Origin of the sequence: Streptomyces wuyuanensis (assembly GCF_900103455.1) — a bacterium.
GTDB lineage: Bacteria > Actinomycetota > Actinomycetes > Streptomycetales > Streptomycetaceae > Streptomyces > Streptomyces wuyuanensis.
The window spans coordinates 556,435-575,656 of the sequence record NZ_FNHI01000001.1 but is presented as its reverse complement, the minus strand read 5'-3'; the positions used below and the strand labels follow the sequence as shown (position 1 = coordinate 575,656).

14 protein-coding genes are annotated in these 19,222 nt (G+C 73.5%); 8 read left to right on the top strand and 6 right to left on the bottom strand.

The window, feature by feature from the left end:
- The first annotated feature begins 95 nt into the window (after positions 1–95).
- On the top strand, positions 96–602 hold the full coding sequence (locus BLT82_RS02395) for a GNAT family N-acetyltransferase (protein ID WP_093652073.1): 507 nt from the start codon (positions 96–98) through the stop codon (positions 600–602).
- Positions 603–737: 135 nt separating this feature from the next.
- Here the strand turns inward: BLT82_RS02395 and BLT82_RS02390 are convergent, their stop codons facing one another.
- Both BLT82_RS02390 and BLT82_RS02385 read right to left on the bottom strand, forming a co-directional pair.
- Entirely contained in the window at positions 738–2,342 is a 1,605-nt protein-coding gene (locus BLT82_RS02390; RefSeq protein ID WP_093652072.1) for an AMP-binding protein, read from the bottom strand.
- Positions 2,339–4,015: an AMP-binding protein gene (locus tag BLT82_RS02385; RefSeq protein WP_093652071.1), complete on the bottom strand. Its 1,677-nt coding sequence runs from the start codon at positions 4,013–4,015 to the stop codon at positions 2,339–2,341. Before BLT82_RS02385 ends, BLT82_RS02390 begins: the two co-directional genes overlap by 4 nt.
- Positions 4,016–4,140: 125 nt before the next feature.
- On the opposite strand from BLT82_RS02385, the gene BLT82_RS02380 reads away from it, so the two are divergent.
- The 4 genes from BLT82_RS02380 (at position 4,141) to lysA (ending at position 8,195) form a co-directional block, all read left to right on the top strand.
- Entirely contained in the window at positions 4,141–5,007 is an 867-nt protein-coding gene (locus BLT82_RS02380) for a helix-turn-helix transcriptional regulator (protein WP_093652070.1), read from the top strand.
- Positions 5,008–5,131: 124 nt separating this feature from the next.
- Positions 5,132–5,851: a LysE family translocator gene (locus tag BLT82_RS02375; RefSeq protein WP_093652069.1), complete on the top strand. Its 720-nt coding sequence runs from the start codon at positions 5,132–5,134 to the stop codon at positions 5,849–5,851.
- Between the two features lie 512 nt (positions 5,852–6,363).
- Entirely contained in the window at positions 6,364–6,825 is a 462-nt protein-coding gene (locus tag BLT82_RS02370) for an SAV_915 family protein (RefSeq protein WP_093652068.1), read from the top strand.
- A gap of 2 nt (positions 6,826–6,827) precedes the next feature.
- Positions 6,828–8,195 (top strand): diaminopimelate decarboxylase, encoded by a 1,368-nt coding sequence (gene lysA, locus BLT82_RS02365; RefSeq protein WP_093652067.1) that lies wholly within the window; start codon positions 6,828–6,830, stop codon positions 8,193–8,195.
- Between the two features lie 123 nt (positions 8,196–8,318).
- Here lysA and BLT82_RS02360 read toward each other — a convergent pair whose 3' ends face one another.
- Positions 8,319–9,482, bottom strand: a complete 1,164-nt coding sequence (locus tag BLT82_RS02360; RefSeq protein WP_093652066.1) for a winged helix DNA-binding domain-containing protein — start codon at positions 9,480–9,482, stop codon at positions 8,319–8,321.
- 304 nt (positions 9,483–9,786) lie between these two features.
- Here BLT82_RS02360 and BLT82_RS02355 point away from each other — a divergent pair, with 304 nt between their 5' ends.
- Entirely contained in the window at positions 9,787–10,947 is a 1,161-nt protein-coding gene (locus BLT82_RS02355) for a magnesium and cobalt transport protein CorA (protein ID WP_093652065.1), read from the top strand.
- Positions 10,948–11,202: 255 nt separating this feature from the next.
- Here BLT82_RS02355 and BLT82_RS02350 read toward each other — a convergent pair whose 3' ends face one another.
- Positions 11,203–11,760 (bottom strand): GNAT family N-acetyltransferase, encoded by a 558-nt coding sequence (locus BLT82_RS02350; protein WP_093652064.1) that lies wholly within the window; start codon positions 11,758–11,760, stop codon positions 11,203–11,205.
- Positions 11,761–12,174: 414 nt separating this feature from the next.
- Here BLT82_RS02350 and BLT82_RS02345 point away from each other — a divergent pair, with 414 nt between their 5' ends.
- Both BLT82_RS02345 and BLT82_RS02340 read left to right on the top strand, forming a co-directional pair.
- The gene (locus tag BLT82_RS02345) at positions 12,175–13,332 is read left to right on the top strand and encodes an NAD(P)/FAD-dependent oxidoreductase (RefSeq protein ID WP_093652063.1); all 1,158 of its coding nucleotides are present in this window, start codon (positions 12,175–12,177) and stop codon (positions 13,330–13,332) included.
- 172 nt (positions 13,333–13,504) lie between these two features.
- Positions 13,505–14,401, top strand: a complete 897-nt coding sequence (locus BLT82_RS02340) for an RNA polymerase sigma-70 factor (protein WP_093652062.1) — start codon at positions 13,505–13,507, stop codon at positions 14,399–14,401.
- Positions 14,402–14,498: 97 nt separating this feature from the next.
- On the opposite strand, the gene BLT82_RS02335 is transcribed toward BLT82_RS02340, so the two are convergent.
- The gene (locus tag BLT82_RS02335) at positions 14,499–14,753 is read right to left on the bottom strand and encodes a hypothetical protein (RefSeq protein WP_093652061.1); all 255 of its coding nucleotides are present in this window, start codon (positions 14,751–14,753) and stop codon (positions 14,499–14,501) included.
- Positions 14,754–14,847: 94 nt separating this feature from the next.
- Positions 14,848–19,143 carry a polymorphic toxin-type HINT domain-containing protein gene (locus BLT82_RS02330; RefSeq protein ID WP_167745938.1) on the bottom strand — a complete coding sequence of 1,432 codons (4,296 nt, stop codon included), beginning with the start codon at positions 19,141–19,143 and terminating at the stop codon, positions 14,848–14,850.
- Positions 19,144–19,222: the final 79 nt, after the last annotated feature.

Genomic DNA, 19,222 nt, shown 5'->3' with positions numbered 1-19,222 from the left:
AGCCGCGTCCCGCCCTGTAGTGGCCTCACGCCGACCGCGTCCGGCCGGGCGTGAGGGCGCGCCGTCCGGCCCGGCCCGTGCGCGATACTCCCCGTATGCGCATACGCCCGGCCGAACCCTTCGAACTCCCGCTCCTCCAGGACATCGAGCGGGCCGCCGGCGAGCCCTTCCGATCCCTCGGGATGACCGCGGTCGCGGACGACGACCCCCCGCCGCTCGGCGAACTCGAGCGCTACCGGAAGGCCGGCGGGCTGTGGGTGACGGAGACGGAGGACGGCCGGCCCGTGGCGTATCTGCTCACCGAACCCGTCGACGGCGCCGCCCACATAGAGCAGTTGTCCGTCCATCCGGACTTCGCGCGGCGCGGACTCGGCCGGGAGCTGATCGACCATCTGGCCGCGCTGGCCACGGCCGGTGGCCGGTGCGCGCTGACCCTGACCACGTTCACCGAAGTGCCGTGGAACGCGCCGTACTACGCCCGTCTCGGCTTCCGCGCCCTCGGCGAGCACGAACTCACCGAGGGACTGCGGAACATCCGGAGCACGGAGGCCGCGCACGGGCTCGACCGCTGGCCCCGCACGTGCATGCGGCGCCCGCTCTGACGCCGACGAACGGGCCCGCTCGCACGGGCCCGCTGCCGGGCCGGGTGCGCGACTCCGCGCCGGTGCGTCCGCGACCGGGAGGCCACGGGCGGTCCGCGCCACGGCACGGTGCCGCGTGAACTCGCCGACGGCGGCTCAGCTCCCGTACGCCGTGCGCAGCTCCACCTTCCGCACCTTTCCGCTGACGGTCATCGGGAAGCCGTCGAGGATCTCCAGCCGCCGGGGAATCTTGTAGTGGGCGAGCCGTTCGCGGCAGAACGCGGTGATGTCCTCCAGCGTCGGCGGATCGGCCGGGTCCCTCGGGATGACACAGGCCAGGATCTCCTCGCCGTACTTCTCGTCCGGTACACCGACCACCTGGACGTCGGCGACCTTGGGATGGCCGTAGAGGAACTCCTCGATCTCACGCGGGTACACGTTCTCCCCACCGCGGATGATCATGTCCTTGATCCTGCCGACGATCTGGACGTATCCGTCCTCTCGGATCACCGCCAGGTCTCCGGTGTGCATCCAGCGACCGGCGTCGACCGCTTCCGCGGTCTTCTCCGGCTCGTTCCAGTAGCCGAGCATCACGCTGTAGCCGCGGGTGCACAGCTCACCAGCGACGCCCCGGGGAACGGTGACCCCGTCGACCGGGTCGACGACCTTGACCTCGATGTGGGGCAGCACCCGTCCGACGGTGCCGGTACGGCGCTCCAGGTCGTCGTCGCGCCGGGTCTGGGTGGACACCGGGGAGGTCTCCGTCATGCCGTAGCAGATGGACACCTCCGCCATGTTCATCTCCGAGACGACCCGCTTCATCACCTCCACCGGGCAGGGGGAGCCCGCCATGATGCCGGTGCGCAGCGAACTCAGGTCGTACGCCGCGAAGTCCGGCAGATTGAGCTCGGCGATGAACATCGTCGGGACGCCGTACAGCGATGTGCAGCGCTCCTGCTGCACCGCGCGGAGCGTGGCGGCCGGGTCGAAGGACGGCGCCGGGATGACGATGCACGCTCCGTGCGAGGTGGCGCCGAGGTTGCCCATGACCATGCCGAAGCAGTGGTAGAAGGGCACCGGCAGGCAGACCCGGTCCTGCTCGGTGTAGGCGATCATCTCGCCGACGAAGTAGCCGTTGTTGAGGATGTTGTGGTGTGAGAGGGTGGCGCCCTTGGGAAATCCGGTGGTACCCGAGGTGTACTGGATGTTGACCGGGTCGTCGCAGGACAACTCCGCGGCGCGGAGCTCCGGTTCGCCCGGCCCGACGGCGGACGCCGACGACACCAGATCCCTCCAGCTGTCGTCGCCGATGTAGTGCACCGACCGCAGCGCGGGGCAGTTGCCGCGGACCTCGTCGACGATCGCCCGGTAGTCGCTCGACTTGTGGGAGAGCGAGGCGACCAGCAGGGAGATCCCCGACTGGTTCAGCACGTACTCCACCTCGTGGGCGCGGTACGCGGGGTTGATGTTGACCATGATCGCGCCGATGCGCGCCGTCGCGTACTGGACGAGCACCCACTCGGGACAGTTCACGGCCCAGATGCCGACCCGGTCGCCCTTGGCGACACCGCGGGCGAGCAGCGCCCGGGCGAGCTCGTCGACGTCCGCGCCGAGTTCCGCGTAGGTCCAGCGGCGCCCGGACGGGACGTCCACCAGCGCCTCCCGCTCCGGATGCGCCTCGATCACCCGGGCCAGATTGCCGCCGATCGTGTCGCCCAGGAGTGCGACGGTGCCCGTACCGTGCGTATGGGACAGGGTCATCGCAGGTCCCCTTCGTCGTACTCGGCCGTGGAGCCCCGGGCCGTGCGTTCGCGGAGCTCGATTCGGCGGATCTTCCCGGAGACGGTCTTCGGCAGCTCCGCGAACTCCAGCCGCCGGATGCGCTTGTACGGTGCGAGGACGGCTCGGGAGTGCTCGAAGATCTGCCGTGCGGTGGCGGCGTCGGGCTCCCAGCCCTCCGCCAGCACCACGTACGCCTTCGGAACGGCGAGCCGCAGCGGGTCGGGCGCGGGCACGACCGCGGCCTCCGCGACGGCGTCGTGCTCCAGGAGCGCGCTCTCCAGCTCGAACGGCGAGATCTTGTAGTCGGACGCCTTGAAGACGTCGTCGGCACGGCCGACGTACGTGATGTACCCGTCGGAGTCGCGCGCGCCGATGTCGCCCGTCCGGTAGTAGCCGTCGGCCATCCCCTCGGCCGTGCGGTCCGGGTCGCCGTGGTAGCCGGTCATCAGCCCGACCGGATGGGCCGAGAGGTCGAGGGCGATCTCCCCCTCGTCCGCGCCCGGCTTTCCGCTGACGGGGTCGAGTAGTTCGACGCGGTACCCGGGGCTGGGGCGTCCCATGGAGCCGGCCTTCAGAAGCTGGCCGGGGCTGTTGGAGACCTGGACGGCCGTCTCGGTCTGGCCGAAGCCGTCGCGGATGGTCACGCCCCAGGCCCGCCGCACGGCCTCGATGACCTCGGGGTTGAGCGGCTCGCCGGCGGCGACGACCTCGCGGGGCGGGGTGCGCAGCTGGGTCAGGTCCGCCTGGATCAGCATGCGCCACACCGTCGGGGGCGCGCAGAAGGCGGTGACGCCCGAGCGGTCCATCTCAGCCATCAGCCGGCCCGCGTCGAAGCGTGTGTAGTTGTGGATGAAGACGGTCGCCTCGGCGTTCCACGGGGCGAAGAGATTGGACCAGGCGTGCTTGGCCCAGCCGGGTGAGGAGATGTTCAGATGCACGTCTCCGGGCTTCAGGCCGATCCAGTACATGGTGGCGAGATGGCCGACGGGATAGGACACGTGGGTCTGCTCGACGAGCTTGGGCCGGGCGGTGGTGCCGGAGGTGAAGTAGAGCATCAGCGGGTCGTCGGCGCGGGTGGGGCCGTCGGGCTCGAAGGTCTCCGGGGCCGCGTAGGCGTCCTCGTACGGCAGCCAGCCCGTGGCGCCGCCGCCGACGGCGATCCTGGTGTAGTCGCCCGGCACCTCGTCGAACTTGGCCGTGTCGTCGGTGCGGACGATCACGTGCCGGACCCGGCCGCGCTCGATCCGGTCCCGCAGGTCGACCGGGCCGAGCAGCGGCGTCGCGGGGATGACGACGGCCCTGAGCTTCATCGCGGCGAGGACGGTCTCCCACAGCTCGGTCTGGTTGCCGAGCATCACCAGGACGCGGTCGCCGGCGCGGACGCCCTGCTGCCGGAGCCAGTTCGCGGCGCGGTCGGAGCGCTTTCGCATCGCGTCGAAGGAGAGCACACGGGCGGTCCCGTCCTCCTCGGCGATGTGCAGCGCAGGGCGGCCGTTGCCGTCGGCGATCGCGTCGAACCAGTCCAGCGCCCAGTTGAAACGCTCGAACCGGGGCCAGGCGAAGCCCTCGTACGCCGCCGCGTAGTCCTCCCGGTGCCGGAGCAGGAAGTCCCGGGCCGTCCGGAACCTCGCCGTCTCGTCGCCTGGCGTCATGTGTCCTCCTCGTTGCGGGACCGCTCTCGGGCATCGTGTAATCGGTGACGCAGGTCTCACTACCCCCGTACGGGGGTGCTCCTCCCTCTCGCGGGGGTGGTGTGCTGTCGGGAGGACCGGATCTCATGACCTCAGCGGGCTCGGCGACACCGGGGGCGGAGACGTCGGACGCGGTGGAGATACGGGCCGCTCTGCTGCGGCTCCGCCGCTCCACCGGCCTTCAGATCGCTTTCGGCGGGCTGCTCCTGGAGCCGCTCAGGATGCGGATAGCGGAGCTGAACGGCGCGGCGACCGGAGCGCTGCGCGGGCTGGCTATCCGTTCCGGCAGCGGTCTCGGCGGCAAGGCCGTGGCCCTCGCCCGCCCGTGCGCGGTCACGGACTACCGCGAAGCCCGCCACATCAGTCACGAGTACGACGTGCCGGTGGCGGCCGAAGGGCTGCGAGCGGTGCTCGCGGTGCCCGTCGTCGTACGCCGCAGGGTGCGTGGCGTGCTGTACGGGGCGCTGCGGCAGCCGGTGGCCCTGGGCGACCGCACGCTGGACGCGGCGGTCGCGGCCGCGCGGGACGTGGAGCAGAACCTGGTCGTGCGCGACGAGGTCGAACGGCTGGTGGCTGCGGAGCGCGCGCCGGAGCCCGACGGGCGCGCACGCGTGCGCGATGAGGTGCGCGAGGTCCATGCCGAGCTCCGTGCGCTCGCTCCGAGCGTCGCGGATCCCGGCCTCCGCGAGCAGTTGCTGTCCCTGTGCGACCGGCTCACCGCTGCCGCCGGCCCGGGGGCCGCCGCCGGCGATGCGGGCCGCACCCTGGCGCCGCGCGAGCTGGATGTGCTTGCCTGCGTGGCGACGGGTTGCACCAACGCGGCAGTCGCCGAACGTCTCGGTCTGCGCCCGGAGACGGTCAAGGCCTATCTCCGGTCCGCGATGCGCAGGCTGGGCGCGCACAACCGCCTGGAGGCGGTGGTGGCGGCGCGGCGCGCGGGGCTGCTGCCCTGACGGGCCCCGGCCCGAGCGGGCCGCGGCCGGAAACTCCGGCCGGTGTGGGGTGCGGGCGTCCGGTGCCGGGCGAACGGCCCCTGTCGGGGACGGTCGAGAGGAGCACGGTCGAGAGGGGCGGGGAATGGTGTCGGCGGACAGGATGCTCGGCTTCGCGGCGATGTCGCTGCTGGTGATCGTGATTCCCGGGCCGAGTGTGCTGTTCGTGATCGGACGTGCCCTGGCGCACGGCCGGCGCACCGCCGTGGCGACGGCGCTGGGCAACGTCGTCGGGTCGTACGTCCTCGTCGTGGCCGTCGCGCTGGGCGTCGGCTCGCTGGTGGAGACGTCGGCGGCGGTGTTCCTCGCGGTGAAGTTCGCCGGAGCCGCCTACCTCGTGCACCTCGGTGTGCAGGCCTTGCTGCGCCGCGGGGAGTTGCGGGTCTCGGCGGTCACGGCCGGGGCGGGAGACGACGGACCGGCGGAGGGCACCGGCGCGGCCTCCTGCCCGGGCGGCGGCGGGCGGGACCGCACGCCGGCCCGCCGGGCGCGAGGTGATCTCCGGACGCTGGTGGACGGCGCGGTCGTGGGGATCACGAATCCCAAGGGCATCGTCTTCTTCGCCGCAGTGCTCCCCCAGTTCGTGGACCGTTCGCAGGGCGGAGTGACGGCGCAGATGCTGGTGCTCGGGCTCGTCCCGATCACGATCGGGCTGTTCACCGACACCCTGTGGGGGCTCGGCGCGGCGGCGGCCCGCAACTGGTTCGCCCGTTCGGAGCGCCGGCTGTCGCTGGTCGGCGGCGCCGGCGGCGTCGCCATGATCGGGCTCGGGGTGACCGTGGTGGCGACGGGCCGCGCGGACTGACGGGGCGGTCCCCGCGTCCTCCGGCTCCGCGGGCGGCACCCGCTTTCCGTGCTCGCTCCTCCGGGGCGTGTTTCTCCTCCGGGGCGCGTTCCGGGACCGGCGCCTACCGCCCGAAGGGCGGGCTCGCGGGGCCCGGCGGGTGCAACCGCACGGCGGAGGACCGTCCGCGTACCCGACGTCGCCCGATGGCTCCGGCGACGCGGCGAGTGCGCGCACCGGTCGCGGCGAGCCGGGTGCGAGTCCCCGGTGCGGCCCGCCACTCTCGGCTGCCGCGCGAGCAGCGCCATGTGTCCGGCCAGGTCCGCCCTGTTGCGGTCCAGTTCCCGACCAAGGTCCGGCCTGGTCCGGCCCGGCCCGGCCCGGCCCGTCAGGGGTACGTCAAGGAACGGCCCCCGCGGATCAGCGCCGCGTCATGAATCCGCCGCGGCAGCCCGCCCTGGCTCCGTTCCGGGGCACTGTTTCGAGGCGCCGCCGCACCCGGACGGCGAACGGAACTCCGCCCGGAGGGCACCATGGACAATCTCGTCGTCGAGGACGCGGACCCCGACGAACCCCGCCCGGCAGGGCCGCTGTTCGTACCCGTTCGGCTCGGCTCTGCCGGGGGACACCAGTTGCGCTACATGCGGACGCCGCTCGGCGTGCGCACCGCCGTCGGCTTCACCAGCGAACGGCGACTGACCGGCGTCCTGGGCGCGGAGCAGGCGTGGATCAGGCTCGCGGAGCCCGCGCTGCGGGCGCTCTCGGAGCCGCTGGGTGTGACCAGGGTGACCGTGGATCCGCAACTCACCGCCCCGGCCCCGGTTCCCGCGTCGCGGCCGGCGGCCCGGGCCGCGCACGGCCCGGCCTGCGCACGGGCCGCCCGGTCCTGGAACCCGGACGCCGCCGGCGCGCTGCGGACGACCGGCGCCGCGCCCGTCGTGCGGACTGCCGACCCGGCCGTCCGCACGCTCCTCGGCCGAACCCCGGAGGTGTGACGATGAGCGCAGTACCCGTCGACCGCGCCGTACCCGCGCCCGGCGGCGGGCCGGGCCCCGCCGCGGCGTCCGCGCCCCCGTCCGTCTGGCCCGCGTCCGCCCTCCCCGCCCCCGGTGGTGACATCACGGTGGCCGGGGTGTCCCTGACCGGCCTCGCCGAGAGGTACGGGACGCCCACGTACGTCCTCGACGAGGACGAGGTCCGGGCCAGGGCGCGTGCCTGGCGCCGTGCGCTGCCCGACGCCGAGATCGTGTACGCCGCGAAGGCGTTCCTGTGCCGGGCCGTCGTCGACTGGATCGAGGAGGAGGGGCTCGGGCTCGACGTCTGCTCGGCGGGTGAGCTCGAACTGGCCGCCGCCCGGGGCTTCCCGCCGGAACGGATCGTCCTGCACGGCAACGCCAAGTCTCCGGACGATCTGCGCACGGCGCTGCGGCTCGGCGTCGGCCGGATCGTCATCGACGCGGAGAGCGAGATCGCCGGCCTCGCGGCGCGGGTGGAGGGGCCCGGGCCGCAGCAGGTGATGATCCGGGTGCTGCCGGGCATCGACGCAGGCGGCCACCGCAAGATCCGGACGGGTGCCGAGGGCCAGAAGTTCGGGCTCTCGATCGCGGAGGGCGACGCGGAGGACGCCGTCTCGCGGATCCTCGGCCGGCCCCAACTGGAACTCGTCGGCCTCCACTGCCACTTGGGGTCGCAGATCACCACGCCCGAGCCGTACGCGAGGGCGGTACGCAGGCTGGTGGCGTTCCTGGCCCGGATCCGCGACCGGTACGGGATCGCCCTGCGCGAGCTGGACCTGGGCGGCGGTTTCGCGGTGGCGTACCGGCCGGGCGACCCGGCGCCCGCACCGGTCGCCTACGCCCGCCGCATCGACGTCGAACTGCTGCGGGCCTGCCACGAGTTCGACGTGCCGGTGCCGCGGCTGACTCTCGAACCCGGCCGCTCGATCGTCGCACCGGCGGGCGTCGCCCTCTACCGGGTGCTGTCGGTGAAACGGTCCGCCGGGCGGGTCTTCGTCGCGGTCGACGGCGGCATGAGCGACAACCCCAGGCCCGCGCTGTACGGGGCCCGGTACGCTGTACGGCTCATCGGCCGGGCGGCACAGGCCCCGACGCACGAGGCGACCGTCGTCGGACGGCACTGCGAGGCGGGCGACGTGCTCGCGGAGGCGGTGGAGCTGCCGCGGGACGTGCGGCCGGGCGACGTCCTCGCGGTACCGGCGTCCGGGGCGTACCACGTGTCGATGGCGTCCGGCTACAACGCGACCCGGCGGCCCCCGGTGGTGGCGGTGGCAGGTGAGGGCCGCTCGCGGCTCCTGGTACGGCGCGAGAACGTCGAGGACCTGCTGCGGCGGGACGTGGGGCTCTGACGGCGACGTGCGGCGCCTCGCACACGGCGGCCGGGGTCCGGGCCCGGACCGGCGCGTCCCGCGCCGCCCCTCGCGGGACGGCGTCCTCCCCGGGCGGTGCGAGGGCGGCCCGTGCTCGGCGGCTCAGTGCGTGAACTCGCCGAAGCGCACGTCGTGACCGGCTCCCGGAGCGACGATCGCCAGCAGGCGTTCCGCCTCCTCGGCCACGGCCGTGCGCTGCGCCGCCGCAAGCCGGACGAAGCTCTGCACGGTGAGCGTCACGGCACCGCCCGCCGCCGCGTCGCGGGACCTCTTCCGCTCACCGCGCCCTCCCGGCTCACCGGTCCGCCAGATCCCGGCCACACGACCGTCGACCAGGAGGACGCAGTGGGCCTGGTTCCCCTTCCACGTGCGGTCCTTGAAGGCCTGCGGCACGAAGCGCGAACGGTCCGCGTGCGAGAGCAGGAGGTTGTCGAACTCGGGGAGCAGACGCGGCGGCGCCGGGACGTCCGGGTCGGGCCGGGGGGCTTCCGGGAGATCGAAGAGTTCGGCGCCCTTGCCGTCCTGGAAGACGACGAGCTCGGGGCGCAGTCGCTCGAACGCCCCCTTCAGCCGCGTCAGCCCGGACCAGGTCTGCATGTCCTTGACCGAGGCCGGTCCGAACGCGGCGAGATAACGCCGTACGACCGCCTCGGGCTCGGGAGCCGGTCCGACGGGCCGGCCGAACCACTTCTCCGCGGTGGTGAGCGTGACCTGTCCGCTCCTGCCCCACAGTCCGCGCGGTGTCGTCTGCACCAGCGGCAGCATGCAGCGCACGGCCGTGGTGAGCGCGAGCGGATCGGCGTCCGGCCACCGTCCGAGCAGCGCGTCGCGGAGCTCCCCGACCGGCCTGGGGCGCTCCTCGACCAGTTCCCTGCCGAAGGCGGCGATCCGGTCCGGATCGATTCCGTCGAGCCGCCCGGTGAACATCCGCAGTTCCCGCTCGGGCCCGCCGGGTTGCGCGAAGGGCCGCAGAGTGAGGCAGTCGCGCGCACTGTGGGTGTGGATGGTGGAACGCATCGTGACCATCCGCGCGACCGCGCGGGACTCCATGAGCCCCGACAGCTCCTGCGGGCGGAAGCCGTGCAGCCGGGCGGCGAGCGCTTGGTACGGAGGTCTGACGTTCTGCGCCTGGAGCCCGATCAGATGCTCGACGGCCGCCTCGGCGGTCATCCCGCCGTCCGGGGCGCGGCTCAGCAGCAGCTGGCGGGCGAGGGTGGCGCGGCCGAGGGCTCGGGGACCGAGCACGGGCGGTGTCTTCGGGGCCATACCCGGACGCTACTCAGCCTCGCGGCCGGCTTGTGTCCGCAATGACGATCCGGTCGCGGGCCGGTGCCCGACGGGGCGGTCTCCCGGCCCGGCCGAAAAACGCCGGCCGCAGCCGCTCCGGTGCGGGTGCGCCGGCCGCAGCCGCTCCGGTGCGGGTGCGCCGGCGGTCCGCCATGCTGCCGCCGACGAGCCCGGATATCCTGCCCGTGCCGGTCAGGAACGCATGTACACGGCGAGAACGCGGGTAGAGGGGCGTGTACCAGAAGCGCGGCGCGCGCCCCGCTCGCACGGGAGGTGACCCAGGATGCCCCGACGAGCCCGTTCCGCCCCGGCCTCGAAGCGGCAGTCGTGGCGCCGCCGGGTCTCCCCCACCGCGTCCCCGCCCAGGCGCCCGGAGCCCGCGGCTCCGGCGCCGGCCGAGCGGCCACGGGAGGAGCAGGAACGGCGCAGCATCGTCCAGGCCGCCCTCTACCGGGACGGGCGCCGGGTGTCTTCGCCGTCGTCGCTCGCCGAGACCTTCCGGCTGCTGCGGGACGACCCGGCCGGGATGGCCTGGATCGGCCTGCACCGGGCGACCGATGCGGAACTGCGGGCGCTGGCCGAGGAGTTCGACCTGCACGAGCTGGCCGTCGAGGACGCCATGGAGGCCCACCAGCGCCCCAAGCTGGAACGGTACGGGGAGACCCTCTTCGTCGTCCTGCGCGCCGCCCGCTACCTCGACGCGCTGGAGGAGGTCGACTTCGGCGAGCTGCACGTCTTCGTGGGCCGCGACTTCGTGATCACGGTCCGCCACGGGGCGGCGCCGGACCTCTCGGCGGTCCGCCGCCGCATGGAGGCGGACCCCGAACTGCTCGCCCTCGGCCCCGAGGCGGTGCTCTACGCGATCCTCGACGCGGTCGTGGACGGGTACGCACCCGTCGTCGCCGGAGTGCAGATCGACATCGACGAGATCGAGACGGAGGTGTTCGGCGGCGATCCCGCGGTGTCCCGCCGCATCTACGAACTCTCCCGCGAGATGGTCGAGTTCCAGCGCGCGACCCGGCCGCTGGTCGGCATGCTCCACGGCCTCATGGCGGGCTTCGCGAAGTACGGCACGGACGAGGAACTCCAGCGCTACCTCCGTGACGTCGCCGACCACGTCACCCACATCAGCGAGCGCGTCGACGGGTTCCGCCAGGCGCTGGCGGACATCCTGACGGTCAACGCGACGCTGGTGACGCAGGAGCAGAACGCGGAGATGCGGGCGCTGGCCGAGGCGGGCTTCGAGCAGAACGAGGAGATCAAGAAGATCTCCTCGTGGGCGGCCATCCTCTTCGCGCCGACTCTCGTCGGCACGATCTACGGCATGAACTTCGAGAACATGCCGGAGCTGACGTGGAGCTTCGGATATCCCTTCGCTATCGGCCTGATGGGACTCGTCTGCCTCACGCTGTACTTCGTCTTCAAGCGGCGGGACTGGCTGTAGGCGGCAGGCGCCACCGTCGACTGCGTCGAGGTATGGGTGAAGGACACCGGCGGATGTCCTCGTGGCCGCTGCGCCCGCTCCCTCCGGCGGCAAGGGCCGCTGGACCGGCACCCCGCCCGTCGCCCCGGGACCGGCTCGCTCCACGCCCGCCCCGGGGCAGCGGCGTCTCCGGGGTGCCCCGGGACCGGCGGCTGCCACCCGGAGAGCCGGCGCTCCGGACCGGTCCGCCCCCACCGTCAGCCGACTGCCGGCGGCTCAGGGGCACGGCATGCTCATGTAGATCGCCTGCTCGCCCTCGGACTCGGTGCCCTGGTAGAGGGCCGTGTCCAGTCCACAGAATGCGAAGCCCATCCGCCGGTAGGCGTGGATCGCCGGGGCGTTGACGTTGGTGACCTCCAGCCAGACGTGCCCGGCGCCGCACTCGCGGGCGAAGTCCACGGCGTGCCCCATCAGCGCGTGGCCGACACCGCGGTTCCGGTGGCCGGGGGCCACCTCGATGTCCTCGACGGTGAGCCGGCGGTTCCACGGGGAGTAGGAGACCGCGGCGAAGCCGGCCAACTCGCCGTCGGCGCCGACGGCGACGAAGGTGCGGCTGCCGGAGTCCGCGCCGTCCGCGCCCTCGGACTCGTCCTCGGGGAACACCTTGGTCAGGGGCGGGTCCACCGGGACCTCCCGGAGCGCGAACCCGTCGCCGGTGACGTCCACCCGGAAGACGGTGCTGGTGGTGAAGGAGCCGTCGAGGGCGTCGATGGCCTCGAAGTCCTCGCGACGGGCGGCCCGGAACTCGTAAGTGGTCTCGTCGGCGGTGGTCATGGCACGACGCTACGGCCGCCTGTACCGGGACGGGGCGGATTCCGGCCGGTGTGGACCCGGTCCGCGCGCCCGGCGCCGACCGGGCCGGGCATGCACCGGGACTCGTCCGCCCCACGCTGCGTTCGTCTTGAAGGCGGCGGGACCGGCTGTGGCGAGGAGCGAGCGCGGCCCCGCTCGACGACCGACGGAGAGCGACCGGCGCCGGCGGTGAGTGACCACCCCGCTGCGCCCCGGCCCCGCGGGGCTCCCCCGTCGCCCCTGCCCGTACTCGTCGGCGCCGCGCCGTCCCACTCGGGGGTACGGGCGCGGCGCCTCCGCCGCGTCCGATGTGCGCTGCGTCTCATCCCCGGCAGGCTGTCACAACGCCCGCGCGGCCGGTGTCTCAATGCCGAGTCCACAACCGAGGGAGACATGATGAGCGGGAACGTCGAGGTAGTCGTGGTCGGCGGCGGGTACGGGGGCGTGACGGCGGCCAATCGCCTGGCGAGGCGCGACGGTGTGTCGGTGACCCTGGTCAATCCGCGTCCCGAGTTCGTCTCGCGGATCCGCCTGCACCAGCTCGTGGCCGGCTCCGACGACGCGGTCGAGGGCTTCGGTGAGGTCCTGGGCGGGAACGTCCGGCTGCTGGTCGACACCGCGACCCGGATCGACGCCGGCGAGCGCCGGGTGTCGCTGGCAGGCGGCGGGACGGTCTCGTACGACTACCTCGTCTACGCGGTGGGCAGCGGCGCCTCCGACCCCTGTGTGCCGGGAGCGGTGGAGTTCGCTCATTCGGTGTCGGATCTCGAGGGGGCGCATCGACTGCGGTCGACACTGGCCGCGACGCCCGCGACGGCCCCGGTGACCGTGGTCGGGGCCGGCCCGACCGGCCTGGAGACCGCCGCCGAGCTGGCGGAAGCGGGCCGCAGGGTCACCCTGGTCTGCGGCCGGGTGCTCGGCCCATCCCTGCACGCCCGGGTCCGCCGCCCGGTCGCCCGCCGGCTCGCCAGGCTGGGCGTCACCGTCCTCGAAGGTCCCCGCGCCCAGGTGACGGAAGTGACCCAGGACGCCGTACGGCTCGAAGACGGCCGCGAGGTGCCCAGCGCGGTGACGGTCTGGACCGCGGGATTCCGCGTCCCGGACCTGGCCGCCCGCAGCGGGCTGCGCACCGACGCCGCAGGCCGCCTCGTCACCGACACCACGCTGACCAGCGTGGACGACGAGCGCATCGTCGCAGCCGGGGACGCGGGAGTGATGCCGGACCACCCGTTCCGGATGAGCTGCCAGGCAGCCGTGCAGCTGGGCCCGGCGGCCGCCGCCACGATCCTGCACCGGATCGCGGGGAAGAAGCCCAGTCCGGTCCGGATGTTCTTCGCCGGGCAGTGCCTCAGCCTCGGCCGGAACGAGGGCGTCACCCAGTTCTCCTACCCGAACGACAAGGTGAACTCGCTCGGCATCGGCGGGCGGACCGGTGCCGGCGTCAAGGAGATCGCCTGCCGGTTCACCCTCAACAAGCTGGTGAGCGGGGCACGCAAGGCCGGTTCCCGCGCATCCCGCGCCGGCGGCAACGACCGCCTGGGAACGCCCGCCTGAACACCGCACGACGCCGTGCGGCACCCGACGCGCGGCGCGGCCGCCGCGTCCCCTCCCCGGACCGGGCGGGCCGGTCCGGGGAGGCGGGGACCGACCCGGAGCGACAACCGGACCGTCCACGGCCTGCTTCCGGTATTTGGGGGGCCGATCACGAGAGAGTGAAGCGCACGACATGAACGACCACGCCACCGACCCCGCGACCGAGGCCTTCGTCGCCCACCGCGACCTGCTGTTCACCGTCGCCTACGAGATGCTCGGCTCCGCGGCCGACGCCGAGGACGTCCTCCAGGAGGCCTGGCTGCGCTGGGTCAAGGTCGACCTGGAACAGGTACGGGACCAGCGCTCCTACCTGGTGCGGATCGCGACCCGGCAGGCACTCAACCGGCTGCGCACCCTCAAGCGGCGCAAGGAGGCCTACGTCGGCCCCTGGCTGCCGGAGCCCCTGCTCACCGCGCCGGACGTGGCCGAGGACGTGGAACTGTCCGAGAACCTGTCGCTGGCACTCATGTTCATCCTCGAAACGCTCTCCCCGACCGAACGCGCGGTCTTCGTGCTGCGCGAGGTCTTCGACATCGGCTACGACGACATCGCGGCAGCGATCGACAAGACCCCTGCCGCCGCACGCCAGATCGCCCACCGCGCACGCCGGCACGTCGACGCCCGCCGGCCGCGCACACCGGTTTCACAGGAAGAGGCCCGGGCGGCGTCGGACTCGTTCCAGCAGGCGCTCGTGACCGGGGACCTGCAGGGGCTGCTCGACGTACTGGCCCCGGACGTCGTGTTCGTCAGCGACGGCGGCGGCCTCAAGCTGGCGGCGCTGCGGCCGGTCGTCGGCGCCGACAAGGTGCTCCGCTACATGGCCGGCAGTGTCGCCAAAGCCGGCGGCGCGTTCACCAGTGAGCCCACGACGGTCAACGGCAACCCCGGACTCGTCCTGCGCCTGGACGGCGTGATCGACGGCGTGCTGGCCTTCCGCGTGGAGAACGCCCGCGTCGCGGGCCTCTACTACGTCCGGAACCCCGAGAAGCTCACCCGCGTCGAGTCCGAGACCCCCCTCACCTCCCGCTGAACGCCCCGCGCGACTCCGCGAACGACAGAGCGGGTGGCACACCTGCTGTGCCACCCGCTCCCGGGACCGGCCCCGCGGCCGGTCCCGTGACGCTCCGTCAGGAACCGCTACGGGCGCCCGCCTCCAGGAACTGCCGGTACACGAGGGCCAGCAGCGCCGCGTACGCATGCTGGGCCCGGGCGACTTCCAGGTCCTTGCCCGCCGACGACCCGCGGAGCCGGTCGATCCGCTCCGTGAGCTCGTCGAGGTACGACAGGACGTCGGCCGGTGACGGCCTGAAAATCCCCTGTTCCACGAACCTGATGACCGTCGTGACGTATTCGTCGGCTTCCGCCAGATCGGCGTACGTCATTTTCAGTTCCGGCGTGGATCCGCCCGACGGAAAAGGCGTGCGACGCCACAGGGTGTAGGAATCCATGAAAGCCAAGGACATCCGAGTCACCTTCCTAATCGGCGTCTTCGGCCGAGTACCAGAAGGATACGACCCGTCCGTCCGGCCCCAGGATCCCGCCCATGCCGGTTTGGGGATCGACGTATTTCACGGCGTTCTTGCCACCCTCCATGGGCATGAGCTTCGCATTGAGGCCGATCTTGCCGCCCGGCTTGGAAAGGCGTTCGGCCCAAGCCTTGGCATCCAGCAGGTACTGCTGGATCGACACGCCCGCCCTGGCTCCGTGCCGCTCCGTGTAGTGCCATACGAAGCTCGCCTCGGAAGTGCCGAACGACCCCGGGTGCCAGACTTCCTCGACCAGCTCCGGACACGGATTCTCGTTGTGGACCAGCACCGGCGCATCGCCGGCGACCACGTAGTACGTGTGCAGGTCGTCCACGGTGAGGTTGTGGACCCGCGCCGGCTGGGTCCAGGCACGCACACCGACGAGCTCCCTGACCGTGCCGTCGGGGGTCCGCAGCAGGTTCCCGGCCTCGAGATCGCCGGCCTCCACCCACTCCCGGCGGTCGGCGGCCCAGAACGGATGCCCGAAGGTGGCCGTGATGGTGCCGGTCGCGTCCCCCGCCGCGCCGTCGGTGTCCACCGTCAGCTCGCGCAGGGACTTCCGTCCCTCGCCGACGATCAGACGGGTGACGGCGCGTCCGCCGGTCTCACCGGTTGCCGCGTCGGTCGCCATCACCCGCTCGCCGACGCGTACTTTCTCGATCGGCTTGGCGGTACCGTCGGCCAGCAGCACCGGCGTGCCCGGCGCGAAGCTGTGCGGATCCTTCTTCTTTCCGTCCTTGCACGGAGTGTTCCTGCGAGCCTTCTCGAGGATCTCCTTGCTCTTGGCGATGAGCTTCTTCGCGGCGGCGGAGTTGTCGAGGAAGTCGTTCAGGCCGGTGACGATGCGGGTGAGCGCCTTCGCGATCGCCGGCGTCTCCTTGATGACCTTCAGGGCCTTGCCCCAGGGGAGGCTGCCGACGACGGCCCAGAAGCAGCTCTCGAAGTCGCCTTCGCTGAAGCACTTCTTGATGTCCTCGAAGAGCAGGTCGACGATGATCTGACCGCCGTTCTCGACCAGGAAGTCGAGGAGGTCCTTGTCCGCGAGAGCACGTGCCTTCTCGTATTCCTCCGGTGATATGCCGGCGGCCTTGAGCGCCTCGACCTCCTCGGGGGTCAGCGGTGCGGTGCTGCCCTTCTTCTCGGCCTGCTTCGCCGCTTCCGCGCGGGCCTTGCGCTCCTGCTCGCGCTGGTACTCCTCGGCCTTCTTCGCCGCCTCGTCCGCCTCGCGGGCGTACGTGTTGGCGTTCTTGGCCGCGGCCTCCGCCGACTTGGCGTGGCCTTCGGCGGACTCCGCGAACCTGTCCGCGTCGGCGGCGTCCTTCTCCGCCTGGGACGCGGCGCCCCGGGCGACACTCGCCTCCTGTTCCGCCAGCGCCGCGGCGCTGCTCGCGGCCACCGCGTGGTTGTCGGCCTCGGCGGCTGCACCGCGCGCACGGGCCGCCTCCGCCTCCGCCTGACCGGCGGCGGTACGGGCCGCGGCGGCGTCCGAGTAGGCCTGGCCGGCGGCGGTGCGGGCGAGCTTCGCGTCGTCCTGGGCCTGCGCGTCCGCCTTGGCGGCGCCGGCTGCGGCCTCGCGGGCCTTGGCTCCCTCCTCCGCGGCCTGCGCCGCGGACTTCATGGACGCCGCGGCGGAGCGCGCGGCGTTCGCGGACGAACGCGCCGCGTCCGCGGCTGCCTTGTAGGCCGGAGCGACCTGGGCGCCGGCGCGCTTCGCCGCGGCCTCCGCGGCCTCGGCCGCCTTCACGGCCTCCGCCGCCTTGGCGTCGGCCGAGGCGACCTGGTCCGCGCCCATCTCCTGCGCCGCGGCGGCGACCGCGGCGGCGAAGTCGGCGTCGACGTCCTTGCCGGCGAACGGAGCGGTCAGCTCGATGGCCGTGTCGGCCGGATCGGCGATGCCGGCGGCCGTGCTGCGGGCAGCGGCCGACGCCTTGACGGCGATGCCGGCCTGGACCTGCGCCATGGCCGCCTCGCGGACGGCACCCTGCGCCTCTTCCCTGGTCCGGTTCGCGGCCTGGACGGAGTTGCCGGCCTCCATCGCCGCGAGTCCGGCGAGCCGGGCGGCTTCGTACGCGGCGATACCGGCACGGGCCTCCTGGGCCGTGGCCTCCGCGGCCTTCTCGTCGGCGCGCCGGGCGGCCGCGCGGGTGAGCGCCGCCTCCGCCTCGGCCTTGTCCGCCGCAGCACCTGCCGCGGCGGCGGCGGCCTCGGCCTTGTTCGCCGCGGCGTTCGCACGCGCGGCGTGCGCGGTGGCCTCGGCCGCCGCGGCGCGCGCACGGGCGGCAGCGCCCGCGGCCTCCGTCGCGGCGGTGCGCGCCCTGACGGCCGCTCCGCTCGCGGTGTCGGCAGCGCCGCGGGCCTGACCGGCCGCGTCGCGTGCCGTGTTCGCCTCGGCGCGCGCCGAGTCGGCCGCGGCACGGGCGATACCCGCGTCGATCGTGCCGCGGCCGGAGGCGGCGATCGCCTCGGTCGCCCGGGCGCGGGCCTCCTTGGCCTGGTGCCGCTGCTCGGCCGCGACCGCGGCGTTGCGGGCCTTGCGGGCGTTGGCCTCCTCTCCCTGCGCCTTGCGGTCCGCCTCTGCCGCGACACCGTCGTGGTGGGCGGCGTTCGCGCGCGCGGTCGCGGCCGTCGCGGCGGCCGCCTGGGCCTGCGCCCGGGCGGCGGAGGCCGTACGGGCCTCGGCCTCGGCGCGCGCACGCGCCGCAGCGGCGACGTCCCGCTCCCGCTCCGCCCTGGCCCGGGCCGCCGCGGCCAGGTCGCGCTCACGCTCGGCGATCTTGCGCTGCGCGGCCGCGATCTGGGCCTGGCGCTGCGCCTCGACTCGGGCGTCGCGGGTCCTGCGGGCGTGTTCCCACGCCTCGCGCTCCGCCCGCTCGGCCCCGAGGCGGGCCTCCTTGGCGCGCGCCGCAGCCGTCGCGGCGATCTTCGCCTGCTTCTCGGCGGCCTCCGCCAGCCGCGCCGCGGCCCGGGCGTGCTCCTCGGCGTTCGCCCGCCACTTCTTGGCCTGCTGCTCGTGCAACTCGGCCTGGTTCTTGGCGTTCAGTCCCGCGGAGGTCGCCGCGGTGGCGTCCACCGCGTGCTGCGCCGTCCTGCCGGCCTTCGCCGCGGCGTCGGCGGCGGACGCGATGCCCGCCGCGACCTCGGACCACTGGACGCCGTGCTCGAGGCCGGTCTCCACCAGCGCGTCGGCCTGCACCTTGGCCTGCGCCGCGGCGACCTGCGCCGCCTTGGCCGCGTCCTCGGCGTAGCCGACCTGGCGTGCGGCCTCGGCCTTGACCGGGCCGTAGTCGGACTGGCGCTTGCCCGCCCGGTCGGCCGCCAGCATCCGGTCCGCCTGGCGCGCGGCGGCGGCCGCGGCCGACATCGCGTTGGAGGCGATCTTCAGTTCCTTGACGGCGTTGCCGTGCGCGGCGATCAGCTTCGTGCGCGCCTCGGCGGCGGCAGCCGCCCTGCGGGCCAGCTCACGCAGCTTCTCCGCGGCCTCCAGGGCCTCCTTCTGCGCCTTCTCGTGCGCGGCCCGGTCGTCGGCGTCCTGCTGCGCCGCGACCTGGTAGCCCTTCTCCAGGAACTCCGCGATCGACGCGTCGTCCCCGGAGTCGAGCGCGGCCTGAGCGGCACGCTTCACCGCGGGGCCGCCGGCCGACGCCAGCATCCGGACGCGCTTGCGGTTCTCCTCCGCACGCTCGGCGGCGTTCTGCTGCTGCGCCTCGTCACGCTGCCTGGCGATGTCCGCGCCGAAGGCGAGGAAGTCGGCACGGTCCCGCGCCGTGCCCTTGAGGACCCGCTCGACCTCGGCGTTGAAGAACGAGCCACCGGTGCCGCGCAGCTTCTCGATCTTCTGCCGGTTGGCGGCGTCGTCGCCGGCCCGCTTGTCCTTGGCGCGCTGGCGGGCCTCGGCCTCGCCGTGTTCCAGGAACTGGCGGATCGCGTTCGGGTCGGTGCTCGCCAGCGCCTTCGCGGCGGCCTCGCGGACCTCTTCCTCCTCGTCGAACTCGGCGAAGTCCTCGACGAGTTGCCGGTCCCGCTCGTCGCTGATCCGGTCGAGCTCGGACTTCGCGGCCGGCGCGGGGCCGCCGGGCTCCGGCCTCAGCGCCTCCGCGAGCCGGTCCAGCGATTCGAGCGTCCGCGCCGTCGACGCCTTCCCGCCGTCCACGGCGGTGGCCGCGGCGGCCTCACCGGTGACGGTGCCCAGCACCGCCACGGCGACCGCTGCGGCCACCGCCTTCCGCACGTTCCCGGCCGCGCCCACGCGCAGCCCTCCGGCCCTCGGCCGGAACCTTCCCCACACGGGAAACCCCCTGGATGAATGGATCCATCAGAAACACCCG

What these genes read in the sequence shown, in the direction of transcription:
- BLT82_RS02390 (WP_093652072.1), bottom strand. Translation starts at nt 2,342, where the DNA reads ATGACCCTGTCCCATACGCACGGTACGGGCACCGTCGCACTCCTGGGC.
- BLT82_RS02360 (WP_093652066.1), bottom strand. Translation starts at nt 9,482, where the DNA reads ATGGCCCCGAAGACACCGCCCGTGCTCGGTCCCCGAGCCCTCGGCCGC.
- BLT82_RS02370 (WP_093652068.1), top strand. Translation starts at nt 6,364, where the DNA reads ATGGACAATCTCGTCGTCGAGGACGCGGACCCCGACGAACCCCGCCCG.
- BLT82_RS02350 (WP_093652064.1), bottom strand. Translation starts at nt 11,760, where the DNA reads ATGACCACCGCCGACGAGACCACTTACGAGTTCCGGGCCGCCCGTCGC.
- BLT82_RS02335 (WP_093652061.1), bottom strand. Translation starts at nt 14,753, where the DNA reads ATGACGTACGCCGATCTGGCGGAAGCCGACGAATACGTCACGACGGTC.
- BLT82_RS02395 (WP_093652073.1), top strand. Translation starts at nt 96, where the DNA reads ATGCGCATACGCCCGGCCGAACCCTTCGAACTCCCGCTCCTCCAGGAC.
- BLT82_RS02340 (WP_093652062.1), top strand. Translation starts at nt 13,505, where the DNA reads ATGAACGACCACGCCACCGACCCCGCGACCGAGGCCTTCGTCGCCCAC.
- BLT82_RS02345 (WP_093652063.1), top strand. Translation starts at nt 12,175, where the DNA reads ATGAGCGGGAACGTCGAGGTAGTCGTGGTCGGCGGCGGGTACGGGGGC.
- BLT82_RS02385 (WP_093652071.1), bottom strand. Translation starts at nt 4,015, where the DNA reads ATGACGCCAGGCGACGAGACGGCGAGGTTCCGGACGGCCCGGGACTTC.
- BLT82_RS02355 (WP_093652065.1), top strand. Translation starts at nt 9,787, where the DNA reads ATGCCCCGACGAGCCCGTTCCGCCCCGGCCTCGAAGCGGCAGTCGTGG.
- BLT82_RS02380 (WP_093652070.1), top strand. Translation starts at nt 4,141, where the DNA reads ATGACCTCAGCGGGCTCGGCGACACCGGGGGCGGAGACGTCGGACGCG.
- BLT82_RS02375 (WP_093652069.1), top strand. Translation starts at nt 5,132, where the DNA reads ATGGTGTCGGCGGACAGGATGCTCGGCTTCGCGGCGATGTCGCTGCTG.
- lysA (WP_093652067.1), top strand. Translation starts at nt 6,828, where the DNA reads ATGAGCGCAGTACCCGTCGACCGCGCCGTACCCGCGCCCGGCGGCGGG.